The sequence below is a fragment of the Spiroplasma phoeniceum P40 genome (assembly GCF_003339775.1).
GTDB lineage: Bacteria > Bacillota_I > Bacilli_A > Mycoplasmatales > Mycoplasmataceae > Spiroplasma > Spiroplasma phoeniceum.
This window is the reverse complement of record NZ_CP031089.1, coordinates 22108-37548: the sequence shown is the minus strand read 5'-3', so window position 1 is coordinate 37548 and position 15441 is coordinate 22108. Positions and strand designations below refer to the sequence as shown.

The window sequence follows — 15441 nt, the reverse complement described above, 5'->3', positions numbered from 1 at the left end:
TCATTTAATTGATACAAAATAAAAAGAGTTTTTATTCTCTTTCATTTTCAATTTCTTCTGAATCTAATACCGAATGGTAGCTAGATAAACTTACTGAATCTTCTGAAACTGGTTTTAATAATTGGTTAAATTCAGTATTAATATCCTTATATTTTTCTGCACGATTTTTTTTATCCAAATCTGCATTAAGATTATTATTTTTAGACACTGGTGTTGGGGTCAATAGTTGCATTTTTTGATTTTTTATTTCATTTTCCATTTTCAATTCTAACATCACTGAATCAAAAGATTTTTTAGTTTCTTCATCAATTCCTTTCGCTTTATAATATTCTGATATTTCTTTGTGAATTTTTTCAGAAATTTTTTGTGATAAATCGTAACTTTCTTTTTTATTAAAACCAAGTATCTCTAAAAAAGAATTAAGACCCTTTTTAATTGATTTATATGTTTTTTTCAATATTTTTTTTATTTTTGATGTAAATTTCATATTATTTATTTTTCTATTAAATTTTAATTATTTAAAATAATTAAAGTAATTTATTTTAAAACTAATTTTAAAATCATATACATATTAAATTTATCATAATTTTATTATTTTTACTAAACTGGTTTCGCGGTGATTTTTTAAATTTTATGTAAATTACTATAAATCAACCGCTCGCCCAAAAATTACTCCTTGTTGTTTCAAATTTCGTAGGTGTTTAGTTCTTGTGTGGGTCAGATGATAACTTGTTATAGTTTGATTTTAAAATCGTCTTTGTCAATTTGCCGTTGAATTCAGTTAGCGAGGGTTTGCGTTGGGGTAATTCAATAGATTTGTCCCCCTTCGCGTAGTCATTTGGTATGTCCGTCTAACTTTTCCTTAAAGCGACTTGGTGATTTTTGTGTTCGCTCAAATTCAACATAAATTTCGCTATCATCCTTTTTGGTGATGATTAAATCAGGGTAAGCGTTGAGGTTATCGTTTTCCATTTTTAACTCCCGCTCAGTTTGATAATGTTCAATGTCAATTTGACTACAAAGTTATTTAATCAGCATATCTTGGTGGGGAAGTTCATAAAAATTAATTTGAATACTTTTTTTATGAACTCGCCCTAAATATGAATTTCCTTTGTGTGTTAAAACATAAATGTTTTTGCGAGTTAATTTATTAGCAGTAATCAGTTTCTTTTTAACTAATACTGCCAAACGATTTTCTGTTGATTTAATATTTTTATTTAGTAACAAAGATATTTGTTCTAAATTTAAGTACCCTCATTTATTTATCATATCCATAATTTTAATTTGCTCTGTCATACAATCCAATTCCTTACCAACCACTCTTGTCATACTGACGGGGCTGGGTTTCGGCTTAATGTTTTTTTCCTCAGTTTAAGCAAGATTTAGTATTACAATTATTTTTATATAAATTGTATATAGTGTTATATCTTAAATTTTAATATATTTATTACTTTTTTGAATAAAATTACTGCTAAATTTATTTTAAAAATATATAAAAATTTATTTAATATTTGTTGTTTTGATATAGTAATGGTATTTATTTTGGTTTTCTATTGGAAGAAAAAAAAGAAAAAAAATCGTGTTTTATAAAACAGCAAAAACGATATGATAAAGACCATATCTTGGTTTTGTTTATTCGTTGTCTTGCTACGCTGTGGTTTTATGCAAGTTCTCTACTTGATTGATAGGGGAGAGAAGAACTCGGTAGGGGAGTTAGTCTAAGTTGTCTAATTCCGCTAATAACTGGGTGAGTTCTTCTTTGAATAATTCTGGTGGATCACCCTTGTTTTTTTCGTAAACAGTGTTATAATCATCAACAAGAGAATTATTTTCTCTATTGTGATTATTGGCGTGTGTAGCAGAATACTTAGTTTTTACAAAAGATAGGTATTCTGCTTTTAATTTGTCGCTTTCAGCGCAAATTTGTTCGCGGGCTTGTTGGTAAGTTAACCCACTTAAAAATGGGTTAGTTGCTTGTTCTTTTTCGTATCTTCGAGCAGACACAGTTAAATAATGCAATTCTTTAATTGCAGTGTCTTTAATTGCTTGATAACCCACTAAACGATATTTGTTATTATCAAGCGTGTTATAAATTCAGTAGGTAAAATACATATCAACCCCAACCAAAAAGTATTTACCAGTTTTATCTAAGAAACACATTTTTTTAGGAACACAAATAAATTTGTCATAAATTTTGATTTTATAACTGTCTTGGCGAGTAGGGTGTTGGCGAACACATTTTTTCGGTAAGTAAAAATTTGAGATATGTTTTTTCTCGTCAAGTTGATTAATGACTTTATAACTTAACCCACTTATCTCAACAAAGTGATAATTGACTTGTTCTGTTTGTTGCATTTCTTGCATAATAACATGCTCCTTTCTGCGGTTTTGAGCGAATTTAAACCCCCTATCAGCGTTTATATTTTCCAAAATGTATATAAAAAAAAAAAAAAAAATATTCTTTCGGTTTGTTTTGGCGTTATTATTGGTTTTAAAACATCTGTTATAAATTGTGTTCTTTTTTAATTTCTTCAACGCCTTTTTTATATTCGCGTTGTTTTTCTTTGTCTAAATTGTTGTATCAATTCCGTTTTCATTCCTGGCGAACTCTTACCAATTCAAACTTTTTATTGTCTAAAGCTAGTTTGTTGGTAATTAGTTTGTATTCTTTTTGTTTTTCTTTGGTTAAGTTTTCAAATCAACCACTTTTTCAATGTTTCTCTCACTGTTTTAAAGCCAATCGACCAGGGTGGTTTTCAATTTTTCATTGTTTTTCTTTTCGTTGATCTTTTTGAACATCATTTTGATCATAATCAATATTTGTGTTCACATAACTTGCTCTACGCATAATAATATGCTCCTTTCTACGGTTTTGAGCGAATTTAAACCCCTTATCAGCGTTGATATTTTCCAAAATGTAGAATCTTTTTTGGTTATTTCAACGCTGATATAAACTGATTTTTTTGTTGTTTTGATATATTAAATAAAAAATAGGTAGAATGAACTTTTTTCATTCTACCTATACACAAGACAACGAATAATGTTATAATTTAACTGACCTACCAGAAAAAGGTGGGGGTTAAAATCAATAACCTAATTAAGTGGTTTGTGAGACCCTTAATAGGTGTATAGAAGAATGACGTGCTGGTCATTTTTCTTTTTGTTTATTTAGTTGTTTTTATTTTATCACAAATGTGCGGATAAAATATTTTTTATCACTCCTTTTTGTGTAACAAATAAAAAGGGAAATAACAGACCGCTATTTCCACAAACATTATAATAATTGATAAACATATTCTACTAAGTTAAGTAAAATATGTTAAAATTGTCAGTGGAAACACAGTTAGTTCAAAATTAGTGTGTTTCCGTTTTTAATTGTCCTAGCATTTTTAAATGCTAACAAATTCATTATATATCAAATTACAAAATTATACAAATAATTTATTTTTAATATATTTAAATACAAGAATTAATTAAAAACTTAACAGATATTACTATAAATATGACACTTTAAACCGTTACCTTTTATTTAAAAGGAATTTATAAATAAGTGTGTAAGTAAATTTTAACATATTTTTTTACTTATTTAAGTGTTGAATTAACCCATCTAAACTAGTGGGCTCCACTTGTATTTTTTTAATGAATAACTTGCCACTCGTTAAATAGCATTCACCAATTTTAAGGGTTTTAAGGTCGTTCGGATGAACTATAAACTCATCCACCGCACGCACCGAACCCATATCAGCAGTGTTGTTTTTAAAATCAAGTTGGCGCGTTATTTTTTCGGTTTCTTGGGTACCAAAAACACTTGCTACATATTCCGCGGTGTTAGGGTCTTTAATGTTATGACAAACAATAGTGCTAACATTTCCAAAAATAGTATCTGTTAAATTCATATTGTTTGTTTTTAAATCATTTATTGTTTGAAATGACAAGAAACATTGATAATTAAAACTACGCGACTTATTTATTAAGTTGACAATAGTTTCATTTGCAAAGACATTAAACTCATCTAAAACAACATTGATTTTCTGATTAACTGGTTTTAAAGTGGTTAATTCCTTTAAATCTTGGATAATGATTTTCCCTGCCGAACTAGCGAGTTCAGGGTATTTCAAGGAATTTATACTAAACCAAATCGTTTTATGTTTAGTAATCAATTCAAGTAAACTATTATTTTTGCTAAGCGAATTGTTTAATTGCATATTAGTAATATCAAGTTTACTAATCATCCCTGATATTTCTTTTTCTGCAAAATTATTGCTAAGCATATCATAATTTGTACTTTTAACATCAACTAAATTTAATAATTTTTCAATATTAAAGTATTCAATAATATTGTTTAAAGTAATATCAATTTTATTTTTTAACATAACATCTAATAAAATTAATAAATAATGTTTTGTCTTATCTCTATAGTATTGTTCTGAAAAATCAAACAACGACATAATCTTATCTGATAAGAGAGCACTATCTTTTGTCGCAAAGGGGTTATATTCCGTTGACCCACCAATTTCTCAAATAAAGGCGTTAGGGTCTAATTGTTTAACTTTATTAATTAAATCAATATCCCCCTTACCATCAATAATAATTGTAGTTTGTTTAAATATTTGAGTTAATTGTTTTACTAAAAACATTAATGTTGTTGTTTTACCGTTTCCCGTTGTTCCAACCAATAAAGTATGTTGAGTTAAATTATTTTTTGGAATACCATACTTATTATTCATCACCGCCTTTATTATTATTTTGTGCTTCTTTTTCTGCTTCTTCTTTTTTAATTTGTTCAACAAGTTTATTGTGGCGACGAGCAATGATTTTCGGATAAATATATTTATCAAAGACAAATCTTTTAAACAACAAATATGCCAGACCAAGACCCGCCAAGACACCAACAACAACCACAATAATTCAGAATTTACTATCCTTACCTTTATTATTGTTATCGGGTGTTTTGCTGTCTTTTATTTGCAAAGTGAAACTGTCTGCTGAGGCATTATTGTATTTAACAATAATGTTTACTTTGTCATTTGGTTTAAACTCACTTTGATTTAATTCAAACGAAATTTTATTTTTCTCATAATTGCTGGTATTTACCCCATCAATTTTGATATCACCTGGGATTTGGGTTTTAAACTGTTCTATAACTTGTTCTTTTGTCAATGGTGCTTTTGAAAACAGTTTACCATTGGTTTTAAATCAGTCCGCAACAGAACTCGCAAATTGACTATCACTTGCTAGTTGTTGTCAATTTTTACTATCTGCAAAAAGATTATTTAATTGACTAGAACTATACCCGCGGATATTGTCGTATCCATTTGCTTTCGCTCAAATTTCAAATTGTTTCCCATTATCCGTGTTTCAATATTCTTTGATATCTTTTTTTTCTTTGTTTATTTGTAAATAAACATTATTTGTATGTCCTAAGTTATCAGATAACTCAACAACATATTTACCCTCTTTTGTGTTTAACTGCGACCCATCAAGTTTTATCCTGTTTGTAGTGTCAATCGTGCTTGAATGTGATGTTTTATTTCATTGCTCATCACAACCATACACAATCCCAGTTATGACACTGCTTGCTGTTGGTTTAACCATTTTGATAGTACTTTCACTACTTACATAGTAAAAAGTGTTAACTGGGTTTGTGATATTACTGTCGTCAATTTGACCAAGATAATCTTTTATTACCGTTGCTTGTGATGATGTTGGTGTTACATCGATTTTTAAATCAACTGTCGTTGCTGAAACAACATTATATTTAATATCAACCGAACCTTGATAACTTTTGCTGTCTGGTTTCGCTGATAAAGTTGCTTGGGTATCTGTTTTGTTAATGATTTCAATTTGTGAAAAATCATCAATGATATTGCCGTTTTTCTGATTAACAGCAGAAAAAATAGTATCATCGTTTTTATCAAAAATATTTCCTAAATCAGTTGCTTTAATTAACTCACTTAAATTTTCTTGCTTACTTGGTGTTGGTGGGTCAATTTTTGCTTGCATAGAAACAATAATTTCACTCGTATATTGTTTACCATCCAAAGTAAACATTACTTGTAAATTATGGTCGCGCGGTGCAATTTCGGGTTTAACATTGATTTTTCATTGTTTACTTGTTTGTGGTTGTTCAACATTATCAAAGATAATTTTATCAATGTTAGGGCTAGCAATATCAATGTTTAACTCCCCATCAACCGCAATTAAGTCGGAGCGAGTCCAAGTTTGCGTTTTGGTGCTATCCACCATAATAAATTTACTTTGTTGTTTTATCCAATTTAAAATTGTTGTCGTAAATTTAACTCAATCATTACCACCAAAGTAAACATTACTGTTATTATCTATTATTATATATGTAGTATCATCTTCTATTCCATCGATTTTAGTTGCGGTTGATTCCCCGTGTTTCAACACAAATAAACCACTATCTGTTCCAAAATAAATGTTGTCTTTACTATCAACGGCAAGCGAATTAACAAAACCATTTATGACATTTATTTTGGTTGGTGTGTCTGAACCAGCAGACAACTTATACGCACCGTCCTTTGTCCCAAAATAAATGTTATTATCTTTGTCAATTACAATTGAATTACAAAAATTATTTATTTCATTTATTTTGGTTGGTGTTGTTTCACCGCGTTTCAACACAAATAAACCACTATCTGTTCCAAAATAAATGTTGTCTTTACTATCAACGGCAAGCGAATTAACAAAACCATTTATGCCATTTATTTTGGTTGGTGTGTCCGAACCAGCAGACAACTTATACGCACCGTCCTTTGCCCCAAAATAAATGTTATTATTTTTGTCAATTACAATTGAATTACAAACATTATTTATTTCATTTATTTTGGTTGGTGTTGTTTCACCGCGTTTCAACACAAATAAACCACTATTTGTACCGAAATAAATGTTATTATTTTTGTCAATTACAATTGAATTACAAACATTATTTATTTCATTTATTTTGGTTGGTGTTGTTTCACCGCGTTTCAACACAAACGCACCAGCAAATGTACCGAAATAAATGTTATTATCTTTGTCAATTGTAATTGACATAACATAACCATAAATACCATTTATTTCTTTTAGTGGTAGATAATCGTTGTTTGAGTTAGATGACAAAGTACTAACATCGCTTTTTGTTCTTTCTAATGTTGTGTTGGCAAGCAACGGCACAGGAACGCTTGCTGTTAAAGTTGAGATTGTTAAGATACTTAGCAATTTTTTCATTGCATTATTTCCTTTCTGAAATTGATATTGCCATAAAAAATAGGAATAGCACCACCGTACTATTCCCACAAAACAATTTCTAACATATTTCACAAGAGTATCAAAAGGACAAACAAAATAACCCAGTAAAATATGTTAAAATTGTCTGTGGAAACGCTAGTTGCAAGCTAGTGTTTCCACGATAGTAATTTATTTGGCGATAAATTACTATCACTTTGTTTAATAAAATTTGAGAAGCAGTAAGAGAAAAAGTCGCTTACTAATATTATTTTACCACATCTAACTTATAGGTGTGGTTTTTTAATAATTTGTTATTTACCGCAGTTTTTATCGCCCGTATTAATTGTAAATCACTAATCATCGACTTTTTGAATAGTAAAACTACAATTCAAGCACTTTTGTCAATCAACACCAACAAGCAATAAATCATGATTGATATTGCCTTAAATTTCTATTTTTTTCATTTTTATTTTATCTACTTTCGTTTTTTGTTTTTCCTTTTGTTCTTTTTCGTATTTGCGTTGTGCCACACATAGAAAAAACGGGCATTACAAGTAATCTTATTTCTTCACAGTGGGGAGCAATACAAATATTTTCATCTATTTTCATAGTTATTTTATCTCCTTGATGAGTTCTTCGTATGCTTGTTTCTTTCGCCAATATGTAGGGTTAGTCCATATTGTGTCTAATTTAACTGTGTTTTTTGAAAAAGTATTTGAGTTTTTAATTTCACATTTTAATAAATATTGATTAAGATTATCATTTTTTAATCATTCCAAAATGGTTTCTGTAACATCATTATTTTTTACATTATTTAGTAAAATATTAATATTTGGTGGTTCTTTATTAATAATTTTAGCAATATGATTTAAAGTATTTTTTAAATCTAATACCCCTTTATAACAACCTCCATCATCAGTTAACGGTGCTATTATTAAATCAGATAACATCAAAAAACTTATTCCTAAATCTTGTATTGTTGGGGGATAATCAATCAACACATAATCATAACAATCCAATATTTCTTCATTAATTTCATAAATTAAATCAGCAAATAAATATTTATCTTTTTCAGTTTTATAAAAAGTATTTATTAAAGTTGTTGTTGAATTTATTTCTTCTCCGCCAACAATAATATCAATATTTTTATATTTTGTTGATTGAATAATTTTATCAACAGTTATTAAATTTGCATTTGTAATTAAAGATATAATATTTTTTTATAATCATAATTATTATTTGAAAAATTGGTTGATAAGGTTGCTTGGGGTCAAGGTCAATTAATAAAACCTTTGCCCCATCAAGGGATAACTTATAAGCAACATTTTTGCAAAGCGTTGTTTTGCCGACCTCACCTTTTTTACTGCAAAACTAATCATCTTCATTATTACTATTCTCCAATCTATCAAAATAATCTTTTAAAATATTATTCATAAGAGTTGTATTCGTTCATTGTTTCTGTTTTGCTAAATTTCTAAATTTTTGTACTAATTCCACATTACATAACATTCTAGGCATAACATTAATTTCATTTTTTTTTTTTTTTTTTAAACTCTTTAACATTTTTAAAACTAGAATTATTTTTATATATCATTATTATTTATTGTTTCTTTTATTAATTTATTTGTTTTATTGGGCATATTGTTTCCTTTTTATACTATTAATACTAAATTTAGTATTAATAGTATTATATAATAAAATTTATTAAAATCAATTATTTATTTTTTTATTGCCAATTTTACCCGCGAAAATAACGTTCGATGCGCCACAGACAACGCAAATAAAACAAGCAATAAAAAAACCTTATAAAATAAGTGTTTTAAAGGAAATATAGTTTATTAAATTTGTTTAGTTATCAACAATAAATAATCTTGTAAAAATTTTTAAAGATTTTGAATTATTTTTTATTTCATTTTCCTAAATTTTCAATAGGGCGACCACTAGTGCAGTAAAACCATTATTACCTAATAAAATTAATTGAATACTTTTAATTCCATTATCCCCAGTAATTTTTTCATTAATTATAAAATAAATTGGGCTCGCGGTGACTTTTTAAATTTTATGTAAATTACTATAAATTTAAAAAAAAACTTTTGCCGTGCTTTTCAAAGTACTTGGTAAAATTCTAAGCGTTAAGCGAAGAATTTTATAAAGGTTCCCAAATTTGTTTGAAAGATTTTCAAAACTTTTTTTAACTTGTAAGTAATTTTATCATAAAAATTATAAAAATCAACCACTCGCCCAGAAATGAAAACGAACAAAAATTACTCTTTACTGTTTCAAATTTCGTAGGTGTGTTTATTTACAAATAAATTTAATTCTCTGATTATTTTTTGTGTTCAATTACTCAATGTTTTATTAGTAGAAACTCAATGAACTTTATTTCCATTATTTAATCAATCTTTATAATTTATGATTTTATTTTTTATTCTGATGGGTGATTTTCTTGTATTATCAAATTCAACATAAATTTTGCTATTATCGCTTTTGTAAATTAACAAATTAGAATATGCTTTTAATTTTCAATTTTCCATTTTTAACTCTCGCTCAGTTTGATAATGTTCAATGTCAATTTTACTACAAAGTCATTTAATCAGCATATCTTGGTGGGGGAGTTCATAACAATTTATCTTAATTGCTTTTTTATGCTCACGACCCAAAAAAGGTATTACCTTTATGAGAAAGATAATAAATGTTTTTTCTTGTATGTTGGTCGATTTTATAAAAACCTTTTTTAAATTTCGTTCTAAAATTCGTTTAGCACTTATAAATGATTTTTGTGTCAACAATGCAGCTTGTTCTATGTTTAAATATCCCCAACGATTTATCATCAGCATTTTTTTCTAACTCACCCATAATATTAACTCCTTACCAACCACCGTTGTCTTACTGAAAGGGTGGGGTTTTTTCTTTTTTGCGTTCGCTTTTTTCTTTTAAGGGCTTGGGCAAAAAGAAAAAAGCGAACAAGGTGGTTTTTTTATTGGAATAAAATAAATAATAAAAGTAGGTAATTTGCCAAACAGCAAAAACGATATGATAAAGACCATATCTTAGTATTATATTCGTTGTCTTGCTACGCTGTGGTTTTATGCAATTTTTGTACTTTGTTGATAGGGGAGAGAAGAACTCGATAGGGGAGTTAATCTAAGTTGTCTAATTCTGCTAATAACTGGGTGAGTTCTTTTTCAGATAATTCTGGTGGATCACCCTTGTTTTTTTCGTAAACAGTGTTATAATCATCAACAAGAGAATTATTTTCTCTGGTAGACAAATTTTCACTGTTAGCAGAATACTTAGTTTTTACAAAAGATAGGTATTCTGCTTTTAATTTGTCGCTTTCAGCGCAAATTTGTTCGCGGGCTTGTTGGTAAGTTAACCCACTTAAAAATGGGTTAGTTGCTTGTTCTTTTTCGTATTTGCGTTGTGCCACAGTTAAATAATGCAATTCTTTAATTGCGGTGTCTTTAATTGTTTGATAACCCGCCAAGCGATATTTGTTATTATCTCGTGTATTATAAATTCAGTAGGTAAAATACATATCAACCCCAACCCAAAAGTATTTACCAGTTTTATCTAAGAAACACATTTTTTTAGGAACACAAATAAATTTGTCATAAATTTTGATTTTATAACTGTCTTGGCGAGTAGGGTGTTGGCGAACACATTTTTTCGGTAAGTAAAAATTTGAGATATGTTTTTTCTCGTCAAGTTGATTAATCACTTTATAACTTAACCCACTTATCTCAACAAAGTGATAATTGACTTGTTCTGTTTGTTGCATTTCTTGCATAATAACATGCTCCTTTCTGCGGTTTTGAGCGAATTTAAACCCCCTATCAGCGTTGATATTTTCCAAAATGTATATAAAAAAAAAAAAAAAAATATTCTTTCGGTTTGTTTTGGCGTTATTATTAGTTTTAAAACATCTGTTATAAATTGTGTTCTTTTTTAATTTCTTCAACGCCTTTTTTATATTCGCGTTGTTTTTCTTTGTCTAAATTGTTGTATCAATTCCGTTTTCATTCCTGGCGAACTCTTACCAATTCAAACTTTTTATTGTCTAAAGCTAGTTTGTTGGTAATTAGTTTGTATTCTTTTTGTTTTTCTTTAGTTAAGTTTTCAAATCAACCACTTTTTCAATGTTTCTCTCACTGTTTTAAAGCCAATCGACCAGGGTGGTTTTCAATTTTTCATTGTTTTTCTTTTCGTTGATCTTTTTGAACATCATTTTGATCATAATCAATTTTTGTATCAATATAACTTGCTCGTCGCATATCATTATGTCCTTTCTAGCTCCTTTTTTCCATGCTAACCACAATATCTATTGTGGAATTTGGTAATATTTTTCCATAAATAAAAAAATAGGTAGAATGACTTTTTATCACTCTACCTATACACAAAAATTAAATAAATGTTATAATTTAACTGACCTACCAGAAAAAGGTGGGGGTTAAATCAATAAGCCCTAGTTAAGCGGTCTAGCAAACCGCTTAATAGGTGTATAGAAGAATGGCTGCTGGGTCATTTTTCTTTTATTTTATTTAGTTGTTTTTATTTTACCACAAGGGGGAATTAAATAATTTATTTTCAACTCCTTTTTTAAAAACAAATAAAAGGGAAATAACAGACCGCTATTTCCACAAACATTATAATAATTGATCATTATAATAATTGATACAACACATTTTAAGTTAAATAAAATATGTTAAAATTGTCTATGGAAACACAGTTGTTGTCAAAATTGTTGTGTTTCCGTTTTTAATTGCCCTATCATTTAAAGTGATAACAAATTTATTATATAGCAAATTTCAAAAAAATAAAAACAACTAAATAAAATAAAATTATTTTATTTTTTGATATATTTTTATATTATTTTTAATAATTTTTTCAATATTAATAATGTCATCTGTTGCTAATAAAAAATTAATAAACTTTTCTTCTCTAAGATATATTAATGCTAGTTCATTGAATTTTTTAATTTGAAAATGGTTAAGTAAATTTTTAGAAAAATCAATATTCAATCATTTTTTTATAGCATTTTGTGTATTATTTTTAATACAACATTTATATGAAAAAGTAATAAAATTTTTGCGTTAAAATACTTAGCTCATCAAAAGCGTTGACAGTTAAATATATATAAAATATAAAATTATAATGTTGTGAAAAATGAAAATATAAAAACCTTTCATATAAGACCTTTTCATCAAAATCACAATAATTAATTTTTAATAGTGTGTTTTTCAATAATAGTTTCATTTAAAATTGGAATTCAATAAATATTTGATTGCTTAGTATTAAAATAAATTTAAATCTATTTCTTGTTCTTTTAAATTGTGAATTGCTTGATTAACTATATTTATATTGAAATGTATAACTATTTCATTGCCTCCTAAGTCTATTTCTTGGTTAAATATTTCATCTTTTACTAAATTGTTATTAAAAATTTTTTATAATTTAAAGAAATCTAAAAATATATGATCATATATTCTTTCTATTCAAAATAACCTTTTATTTCTTTTGCTTGAAAATTTCATTACTGAATTTTGTTCAAGTAATTCATAATAATTTGATCAAAGGTTAGAATATTCATTTAAAATTTTTTCATTTATTTTTTTAATTTCTAAAACATCTTTTTCATTTAAATCTTTACTATTTATAAATATAAATAAACCTTTTTTTGAAGTTAATTTATTTTTTTTAAATTCAACATTTAAATAATTTTCAACGAATTTTGCATCTTTAAAAAGTGATTCGTTTGAAAAATATTGATTTTTAATTAAATTATTATAATTAGATTCAACTTTTTTATCTGATTGAGTCAACTTTTGAAATGAATTTAAAAAAGATGGTATTAACATTACGTTTAACATTGATTCTAATAATGCTTTACTTATTATTTTATTATTTAAAAAATTATTTATTTCATAATTTATAAAAACAACTATTATAAAATTATAAAAAATTATACAGATTCAAAATCATATAGGAATAAATTCTAAACTTCTTTGAGCTCTAAATTTTTGATTATTTAATTTTAATTTGTAATCAAATATAAATATTTTTTTAAAAAATTTATTTTTTGTAGTTCAGTTTGTATAAGTAAATTTTAAAAGTAAATAAAAACTCCCACAAATTATTATATATGAGGTTATGTTTTGCTCTAAACTTGAAAACAAATTTAATATAAATAGTATAGATATTATTAAAAATATTATTTGATCAAAAATAAATCATATAAAAGTTGGAATATCATTTTTGAAATATTTTCTAACTATTTTATTATGTTTTTTAAATAAACTAACATTTTTTTTACTCATGTCATTATTTTCTTTTCTAAAAAATTTAATTGGTTATTCATTATGAACTTATTTTTGTATTTTGCTAAGTTAATATTTAATAAATTTTTTATACAAAATAATATTAACATAAAAATTAATTAATATTCTTGTGAAATATTTAGAGCAATACAAACCTAATAATTTAACATAGTCGCCTAATTAAAAACCTTATAAAATAAGGGTTTTTTTTGTTGTTTGTTTGGATATTGTTGTCTGTGTGTGGTGCATCAAATGATATTTTCACAGGGAAATTATTGGTAATAAAAATTATTTTTTTTTGTGATTAAAGTGTTAACTGTGTTATAAATAGCACAATAAAAAAAGGAAATAAAAAAACATGGCAAAAGATATAAAAAATTATTTACTTAATGAGACTTCTTCTTTATAGTAAAGAATTAAATAAAATGAAGAAAAGAAAAACAATGAAAAATTGAAAACCACCCTGGTCGATTGGCTTTAAAACAGTGAGAGAAACATTGAAAAAGTGGTTGATTTGAAAACTTAACTAAAGAAAAACAAAAAGAATACAAACTAATTACCAACAAACTAGCTTTAGACAATAAAAAGTTTGAATTCGTAAGAGTTCGCCAGGAATGAAAACGGAATTGATACAACAATTTAGATAAAGAAAAACAACGCGAATATAAAAAAAGATTTTGGAAAATATCAACGCTGATAGGGGGTTTAAATTCGCTCAAAACCGTAGAAAGGAGCATATTATTATGCAAGAAGTACAACAAACAGAACAAAAAAATTATCACTTTGTGGAAATAAACGGATTGGACTACAAAGTCATTAATCAACTTGACGAGAAAAAACATATCTAAAATTTTTACTTACCGAAAAAATGTGTTCGCCAACACCCTACTCGCCAAGACAGTTATAAAATCAAAATTTATGACAAATTTATTTGTGTTCCTAAAAAAATGTGTTTCTTAGATAAAACTGGTAAATACTTTTTGGTTGGGGTTGATATGTATTTTACCTACTGAATTTATAACACGCTTGATAATAACAAATATCGTTTAGTGGGTTATCAAGCAATTAAAGACACTGCAATTAAAGAATTGCATTATTTAACTGTGTCTGCTCGAAGATACGAAAAAGAACAAGCAACTAACCCATTTTTAAGTGGGTTAACTTACCAACAAGCCCGCGAACAAATTTGCGCTGAAAGCGACAAATTAAAAGCAGAATACCAAACTTTCGTAAAAAACAAGTATTCTGCTAATAAATTAAAAAATGACTTACAAGAGAATTGCTCTCTTGTTGATGATTATAACACTGTTTACGAAAAAACAAGGGTGATCCACCAGAATTATTCAAAGAAGAACTCACCCAGTTATTAGCGGAATTAGACAACTTATACGCACCAGCAAATGTACCAAAGTAAATGTTATTTTCACTATCAACAACAAGCAAAATTATATTTTCATTTATTCCATTTATTTTGGTTGGTGTGTCTGAACCATCAGACAACTTATACGCACCTTTATTTGTCCCAAAATAAATATTATCTTTACTATCAACTTTAATTGATTGAACTTTATCATTAACTCCGTTAATTTCTTTTATTGGTAAATAATCGTTGTTTACATTTGATGACAAAGTACTAACATCGCTTTTTGTTCTTTCTAATGTTGTGTTGGCAAGCAACGGCACAGGAACGCTTGCTGTTAAAGTTGAGATTGTTAAGATACTTAGTAGTTTTTTCATTTTTCTGTTCCTTTCTGAACAATAAAAATAGGAATAGTACAACCGCACTATTCCCACAAGCAATTTTTTAACATATTTTACTTGTGTATTTTGTTTGTACGATTGTAAAATATGTTAAAATTGTCTGTGGAAACGCTAGTTGCAAGCTAGTGTTTCC

Annotated in this window: 17 protein-coding genes and 1 pseudogene; 1 reads left to right on the top strand and 17 read right to left on the bottom strand. The window is 26.9% G+C overall.

The window, feature by feature from the left end; genetic code table 4:
- Positions 1-31: 31 nt before the first annotated feature.
- The 3 genes from SDAV_RS11100 to SDAV_RS11090 all read right to left on the bottom strand — a co-directional run bounded on the left by SDAV_RS11100 (position 32) and on the right by SDAV_RS11090 (position 1296).
- Positions 32-487, bottom strand: a complete 456-nt coding sequence (locus tag SDAV_RS11100; RefSeq protein WP_114565642.1) for a hypothetical protein — start codon at positions 485-487, stop codon at positions 32-34.
- 245 nt (positions 488-732) lie between these two features.
- The gene (locus tag SDAV_RS11095; protein ID WP_114565641.1) at positions 733-972 is read right to left on the bottom strand and encodes a hypothetical protein; all 240 of its coding nucleotides are present in this window, start codon (positions 970-972) and stop codon (positions 733-735) included.
- Between the two features lie 51 nt (positions 973-1023).
- Positions 1024-1296, bottom strand: coding sequence for a hypothetical protein (locus SDAV_RS11090; RefSeq protein WP_114565640.1), 273 nt, complete (start codon positions 1294-1296; stop codon positions 1024-1026).
- Between the two features lie 257 nt (positions 1297-1553).
- On the opposite strand from SDAV_RS11090, the gene SDAV_RS14220 reads away from it, so the two are divergent.
- A complete protein-coding gene (locus tag SDAV_RS14220) occupies positions 1554-1688 on the top strand; it encodes a hypothetical protein (RefSeq protein WP_281268876.1) in 135 nt (44 codons plus the stop codon).
- A gap of 25 nt (positions 1689-1713) precedes the next feature.
- Here SDAV_RS14220 and SDAV_RS11085 read toward each other — a convergent pair whose 3' ends face one another.
- From SDAV_RS11085 to SDAV_RS11025, 14 genes and pseudogenes are all read right to left on the bottom strand, one after another.
- Positions 1714-2364 carry a hypothetical protein gene (locus SDAV_RS11085; protein WP_114565639.1) on the bottom strand — a complete coding sequence of 217 codons (651 nt, stop codon included), beginning with the start codon at positions 2362-2364 and terminating at the stop codon, positions 1714-1716.
- A gap of 139 nt (positions 2365-2503) precedes the next feature.
- A complete protein-coding gene (locus tag SDAV_RS11080; protein ID WP_114565638.1) occupies positions 2504-2848 on the bottom strand; it encodes a hypothetical protein in 345 nt (114 codons plus the stop codon).
- A 730-nt stretch (positions 2849-3578) separates the two neighbouring features.
- Entirely contained in the window at positions 3579-4727 is a 1149-nt protein-coding gene (locus tag SDAV_RS11075; protein WP_114565637.1) for a type IV secretory system conjugative DNA transfer family protein, read from the bottom strand.
- Positions 4720-7230 carry a ligand-binding sensor domain-containing protein gene (locus tag SDAV_RS11070; RefSeq protein ID WP_114565636.1) on the bottom strand — a complete coding sequence of 837 codons (2511 nt, stop codon included), beginning with the start codon at positions 7228-7230 and terminating at the stop codon, positions 4720-4722. The genes SDAV_RS11075 and SDAV_RS11070 overlap by 8 nt, the downstream gene beginning before the upstream one ends.
- Before the next feature lie 471 nt (positions 7231-7701).
- Complete coding sequence (locus SDAV_RS12445) at positions 7702-7839, bottom strand: hypothetical protein (RefSeq protein ID WP_186823495.1); 138 nt, start codon at positions 7837-7839, stop codon at positions 7702-7704.
- Positions 7840-7841: 2 nt separating this feature from the next.
- Positions 7842-8435, bottom strand: coding sequence for a ParA family protein (locus SDAV_RS11065; RefSeq protein WP_334199360.1), 594 nt, complete (start codon positions 8433-8435; stop codon positions 7842-7844).
- Positions 8401-8586: pseudogene (locus SDAV_RS11060) on the bottom strand (nucleotide-binding protein); the annotation flags it as partial. The gene SDAV_RS11065 and the pseudogene SDAV_RS11060, both read right to left, overlap by 35 nt.
- Before the next feature lie 15 nt (positions 8587-8601).
- The gene (locus SDAV_RS14215) at positions 8602-8727 is read right to left on the bottom strand and encodes a hypothetical protein (RefSeq protein WP_281268875.1); all 126 of its coding nucleotides are present in this window, start codon (positions 8725-8727) and stop codon (positions 8602-8604) included.
- A gap of 767 nt (positions 8728-9494) precedes the next feature.
- The gene (locus SDAV_RS11050; RefSeq protein ID WP_114565633.1) at positions 9495-10067 is read right to left on the bottom strand and encodes a hypothetical protein; all 573 of its coding nucleotides are present in this window, start codon (positions 10065-10067) and stop codon (positions 9495-9497) included.
- 302 nt (positions 10068-10369) lie between these two features.
- Entirely contained in the window at positions 10370-11020 is a 651-nt protein-coding gene (locus tag SDAV_RS11045; RefSeq protein ID WP_114565632.1) for a hypothetical protein, read from the bottom strand.
- A gap of 139 nt (positions 11021-11159) precedes the next feature.
- Positions 11160-11504 carry a hypothetical protein gene (locus tag SDAV_RS11040; RefSeq protein ID WP_114565631.1) on the bottom strand — a complete coding sequence of 115 codons (345 nt, stop codon included), beginning with the start codon at positions 11502-11504 and terminating at the stop codon, positions 11160-11162.
- 567 nt (positions 11505-12071) lie between these two features.
- Positions 12072-12251 carry a hypothetical protein gene (locus tag SDAV_RS12440; protein WP_114565630.1) on the bottom strand — a complete coding sequence of 60 codons (180 nt, stop codon included), beginning with the start codon at positions 12249-12251 and terminating at the stop codon, positions 12072-12074.
- A gap of 426 nt (positions 12252-12677) precedes the next feature.
- Positions 12678-13100, bottom strand: coding sequence for a hypothetical protein (locus SDAV_RS11565; protein ID WP_151202546.1), 423 nt, complete (start codon positions 13098-13100; stop codon positions 12678-12680).
- Between the two features lie 1695 nt (positions 13101-14795).
- Positions 14796-15284 carry a hypothetical protein gene (locus tag SDAV_RS11025; protein WP_114565628.1) on the bottom strand — a complete coding sequence of 163 codons (489 nt, stop codon included), beginning with the start codon at positions 15282-15284 and terminating at the stop codon, positions 14796-14798.
- Positions 15285-15441: the final 157 nt, after the last annotated feature.